We start from the raw sequence: 363 nt of genomic DNA, 5'->3' as shown, positions 1-363 counted from the left end.
CGTTATTCTGTTCGTCTAATTGGTCACTAGCATAATTGTAAACTTTTTCTTGGCGATCAGAGGATAACATTTTATTAATCCTTAGAATTCTTCTATCACTATCAGTTAATGAACCAATCTCGTTTTCTTTGAATCCAAGAATATATTCTGGGGTAGTGTGTAAAGCTTTAGCAAAAGCATCCACGTTATTTAGTGGAAATTCTCTAGTTTTATTAAAATACCTTGATAATGCTGACTTGGCCATGTTTACACGTCTAGCCAGTTCACTAAGTGTTAAATGCTGCTCATTTTTTAATTCAATAAGTGTGTCGACTATTTCGTCATTTGTTTTCAATAGAACCCCTCCTTGCTTACCATCACATT

The 363-nt window shown here is 33.9% G+C and carries 1 protein-coding gene; it reads right to left on the bottom strand.

Going from position 1 to position 363, the window contains the following annotated elements; all coding sequences use genetic code 11:
- Positions 1-334 (bottom strand): helix-turn-helix domain-containing protein (locus CBI42_RS11575; protein ID WP_142294146.1); only part of this gene is annotated, 334 nt, incomplete at its 3' end.
- Positions 335-363 lie beyond the last annotated feature (29 nt).

It is taken from the genome of Streptococcus sp. KR (assembly GCF_002238115.1).
GTDB lineage: Bacteria > Bacillota > Bacilli > Lactobacillales > Streptococcaceae > Streptococcus.
The sequence above is the reverse complement of the archived record's forward strand: the minus strand, read 5'-3'. Positions and strand labels throughout refer to the sequence as shown.